Here is a 4,203-nt window from a genome sequence, read left to right on the forward strand (position 1 = left end):
ATGCATGCCGTGTCTGAGGCCGCCGGCGCTCACCTGATCAATGGGGACCGGATGTGGCACTACGTCGAAGGAATCAAGAACTGGGACGCGGTGTGGCCCACCCATGGCATCCGCATTCTCCCAGGCCCATCGTCCCTCTGGCTCGACGCAACAGGAAAGAGGCTTCCTGTGCCGCTGTTCCCCGGGTTCGACACGCTGGGCTCGCTGGAGCACCTGCGTGCCACAGGGCAGGATCATTCCTGGTTCGTCACGTCGAGGCAGATCGTCGAGAAGGAGTTCGCCCTGTCGGGGAGCGAGCAGAATCCCGATCTCACCGGCAAGGATCTCGGACTGCTCGTGAAGTCACGCCTCGCGAAGGGGCCCACCGGACCTGTGCAGGCGTTCCTTGACGAGGGTGAGGATTTCATCGTCGAGGACGACCTTGACACCCTGTTGGAGCGGATGCAGCGCCACCCCGGCGGCGAGGTGCTTGACCGCGATCGTGTGCGACAGGAGGTCATCGCGCGTGATCGGGAGATCGACAACGACTTCACAAAGGATGCCCAGATCGGCATGCTCCGGTCGATGCGCGGCTATCGCGGCGACAAGCTGATCCGCACAGCCACACCGCATCGGCTCCAGGATCCGTCGGCGGGGCCCATGATTGCCGTGAAGCTGCACGTGCTCACGCGAAAATCACTGGGCGGCATCGAGACAGACCTCGATGGTCGTGCGCTCTCCCCCGCCGGTGAGCCGATCCCTGGGCTCTTCGCGGCCGGAGAGGCCAGCGGGTTCGGAGGCGGAGGCGTACACGGCTACCGAGCTCTGGAAGGAACCTTCCTCGGTGGCTGCCTGTTCTCGGGTCGCCAGGCGGGACGCGCCGCGGCTGGAAGCGTGTGACGCTCCGCGTCAGTGCTGCGCGCCGGTGGCTCGCACAGCGGTGAGGCCGGTCGCCATGGGGCCGCGTGCCAGCACGTGCCCCCGCGCGAACGCCAACCGTGTCCAGCGACCTGAGCGCGTCACCGTGACTTTCTCCTCGCCTGAGATGAACCCCAGCGCATGTGCGGCGAACGCGACGCCGCGCGGCAGGTCGGCGAGGTCGTCATCCGGTTCGCCCCAGATCTCCGCACGCAGCATCCTGACCGCTTCCTCCCCCGCGCCGGGGGTGGTGCCGCGTGCGACCGCGGAGATGCCCCACTGCGCCCGCTGTGCGATCACAGAGGCTTCCAACACGCTGGCCCGTTCCCAACCCTCACGTGGCGGTGATACGCCTGCCCAAGCCGGTGATCTGCCTGTCTCCGGCAGCTTCAGCATCCGCTCGTCATCATCGTCCGGCGTGAGGGCGTCGACAACGATGTCGCACTGCAACTCGGGATCGGCGCGCACGATGCGCATGGCGAGCACGGTCGGCGTGCGGTCAAACAGTCCCTCCGGCGCCAGTGCGGCCGCAGTCAACGCAAGGATGCCGTGGGCCCCTTGCAGACGCACCCCATCGTCGGAGATGAACCGCGCACGGCCGAGGAATGTGATGACGTCTCGGGCGGTGTCGGCATCGGCGAGAACGAGACGGGGTTGCACACGTTCTAAACTACCAACGAAGGCGACACCCGTCGCGGGAGGAGATGAGATGAGCGCGAACGCCCAGGCTCAGGCATCCGTGGCGCGACTGCTCGAGGTGCTGGATCTCGATGACAGCCGAGCACGTACGACGGAAGATATCTTCACCGGGCAGTCGCATGCGATGCCCAGTGGCCGCATCTACGGCGGTCAGGTGCTCGGGCAGTCGATTCTGGCTGCCGAGCGAACGATGCCGACCGAGCGGGCCGCGCACTCGATGCATGGGTACTTCCTACGCCCGGGGGATGCGACGCAGGGAATAACCATCGCCGTCGATCGCATCCACGACGGACGCTCCTTTTCGACGCGGCGCTCACAGGCGTATCAGAATGGCGTTCCGATCTTCTCGATGATCGCTTCATTTCAAGATGAAGCTCCGGGGCTCGACCACGCTCAGCCGATGCCCGCCGGCATTCCAGACCCCGACGACCTCACGCCCGATGACGAACGCCTCGGCACAGTCGCAACAGACGCGACCCTGCTGCTGACGCAGCGTCCTGTCGATATTCGGCACGTCGACACTTCCCTGTATCTGTCCGCAGCCGACGAACGCGCCCCTCAGCAGACCGTGTGGATGCGCATGCGAGCGGCCGTGCCCGATGATCCACGCCTACACCGCGCAGCGCTCGCTTATCTGAGCGACATGACGATCCAGGAATCGATTCTGCGCGCGCACGGGGTCTCATGGGGCACGAGCGGCTTGAAGGTGGCGAGTCTGGATCACGCCATGTGGTGGCACCGTCCGGCGCGCGTGGACGAGTGGCTGCTCTACGTTCAGGAGTCACCGAACGCACGCGGGGGCCGCGGTCTCGCTGCTGGCCGCGTGTATACCCGAGATGGAATATTGGTTGCGAGCGTCGCTCAGGAGATCATGATTCGCGTTCCCGAGCACTGAGCCTCAGCGCAACAGGCCGGTGCGGGGCCCGGGTCAGGGAGCGCGGGTCAGCGGTGGGCGTAGGTGATCGGGTCGCCGAGGTAGGGCGCCCAGACTTCTCGCATCTCTGGGCTGATCCGCATGGGTCGCCCCGACTCAGCGCTGACGAGCACGATCACCGCTGTCGACCGGGCATAGAGGATTCGCTCGTCGTGCTCGGGGTCGTTGAAGACCTCATAGCAGACCTCGAGGCTGGAGCCGCCGAGTTTGCCGAACCACATCTGCACCTCCAGCGGACGTCGCTGATACGGCACCGGGGCGAGATACTCGATCTCTTGGCGGGCGATGAGCGTGAGCGTTCCCGCCTCGATGCCCGAGTTCAGCACGGCCGTCTCCGGTGCGTCCTCGCCCGGTCCTGCTTTCCAAAAGGCGCGAACGCGCGCTTCTTCGAGTAGCTTGAGCATCGAGGTGTTGTTCACATGATTGAACGCGTCCAGATCTCCCCATCGCAGATGGATGGGGAGATGCAGACGTCGTCCGGGCACCGTGCCTGTCGAAGCGCTGGCTACGGAATCAGTCACGCGTCAGCTTGCGGTGTGTAGAGCGGTGCGGGTTCGCCGCGTCCGGGCCCAGCCGCTCGATCTTGTTCTTCTCGTACGCGTCGAAGTTACCCTCGAACCAGTGCCACTGAGCCGGGTTCTCATCCGTTCCCTCGTAGGCGAGGATGTGCGTGGCGATGCGATCGAGGAACCAGCGGTCGTGTGTAATGACCACGGCGCAACCGGGGAATTCCAGGAGAGCGTTCTCGAGCGACGAGAGGGTTTCGACGTCGAGGTCGTTCGTCGGCTCGTCGAGCAGAAGCAGGTTACCGCCCTCTTTCAGCGTGAGGGCGAGGTTCAGACGGTTGCGCTCACCACCGGAGAGGACACCGGCCTTCTTCTGCTGGTCGGGCCCCTTGAACCCGAACTTCGAGACGTAAGCGCGGGACGGGATCTCAGTCTTGCCCACCGTGATGATATCGAGGCCGTCCGAGACGACCTCCCACAGGGTCTTGTCGGGGTCGATGCTCGCGCGGGACTGGTCGACGTAGCTGATCTTGACCGTCTCACCGATCTTGAGGTCTCCGCCGTCGAGCGGTTCGAGACCGACGATCGTCTTGAACAGCGTGGTCTTACCTACGCCGTTCGCGCCGATGATGCCGACAATCCCGTTCGGTGGAAGGCTGAAGCTCAGCCCGTCGATCAGAACCCGATCTCCGAAGCCCTTCTTGAGGTTCTTCGCCTCGATCACGACGCTGCCCAGTCGCGGGCCTGCAGGAATCTGGATCTCTTCGAAGTCGAGCTTCTTGGTGCGCTCTGCTTCGGCAGCCATCTCTTCGTAGCGGGCCAGGCGAGCCTTGGACTTGGTCTGACGTCCCTTCGCGCTCGAACGCACCCATTCAAGTTCGTCCTTCAGCCGCTTGGAGAGCTTGGCGTCTTTCTTGCCCTGGATATCGAGGCGCTCGGCCTTCTTCTCCAGGTAGGTGGAGTAGTTTCCCTCGTAGCCGATCAGTCGGCCGCGGTCGACCTCGGCGATCCACTCGGCGACGTTGTCAAGGAAGTATCGGTCGTGCGTGATCGCGATGACCGCGCCCTTGTACGACTGCAGATGCTGCTCGAGCCAGAGAACGCTCTCGGCGTCGAGGTGGTTCGTGGGTTCGTCGAGCAGCAGCAGATCGGGTTTCTGCAGCAGAA

General features: G+C 64.5%; 5 protein-coding genes. 2 read left to right on the forward strand and 3 right to left on the reverse strand.

Going from position 1 to position 4,203, the window contains the following annotated elements; translation table 11 throughout:
* Positions 1-879 (forward strand): FAD-binding protein (locus tag Q1J95_RS14960; RefSeq protein WP_300269067.1); only part of this gene is annotated, 879 nt, incomplete at its 5' end.
* A gap of 9 nt (positions 880-888) precedes the next feature.
* On the opposite strand, the gene Q1J95_RS14965 is transcribed toward Q1J95_RS14960, so the two are convergent.
* Positions 889-1,557 carry a hypothetical protein gene (locus Q1J95_RS14965; protein WP_300269069.1) on the reverse strand — a complete coding sequence of 223 codons (669 nt, stop codon included), beginning with the start codon at positions 1,555-1,557 and terminating at the stop codon, positions 889-891.
* Positions 1,558-1,606: 49 nt separating this feature from the next.
* On the opposite strand from Q1J95_RS14965, the gene Q1J95_RS14970 reads away from it, so the two are divergent.
* Complete coding sequence (locus tag Q1J95_RS14970; RefSeq protein ID WP_300269071.1) at positions 1,607-2,491, forward strand: acyl-CoA thioesterase II; 885 nt, start codon at positions 1,607-1,609, stop codon at positions 2,489-2,491.
* 47 nt (positions 2,492-2,538) lie between these two features.
* Here Q1J95_RS14970 and Q1J95_RS14975 read toward each other — a convergent pair whose 3' ends face one another.
* Complete coding sequence (locus Q1J95_RS14975) at positions 2,539-3,051, reverse strand: thioesterase family protein (protein WP_300269074.1); 513 nt, start codon at positions 3,049-3,051, stop codon at positions 2,539-2,541.
* The coding region (ettA, locus tag Q1J95_RS14980; RefSeq protein ID WP_300269077.1) for an energy-dependent translational throttle protein EttA at positions 3,044-4,203 on the reverse strand (1,160 nt) is incomplete at its 5' end. The genes Q1J95_RS14975 and ettA, both read right to left, overlap by 8 nt.

Origin of the sequence: Microbacterium sp. (assembly GCF_029263575.1) — a bacterium.
In the GTDB taxonomy this organism is placed as follows: domain Bacteria; phylum Actinomycetota; class Actinomycetes; order Actinomycetales; family Microbacteriaceae; genus Microbacterium.

What these genes read in the sequence shown, in the direction of transcription:
- Q1J95_RS14970 (WP_300269071.1), top strand. Translation starts at nt 1,607, where the DNA reads ATGAGCGCGAACGCCCAGGCTCAGGCATCCGTGGCGCGACTGCTCGAG.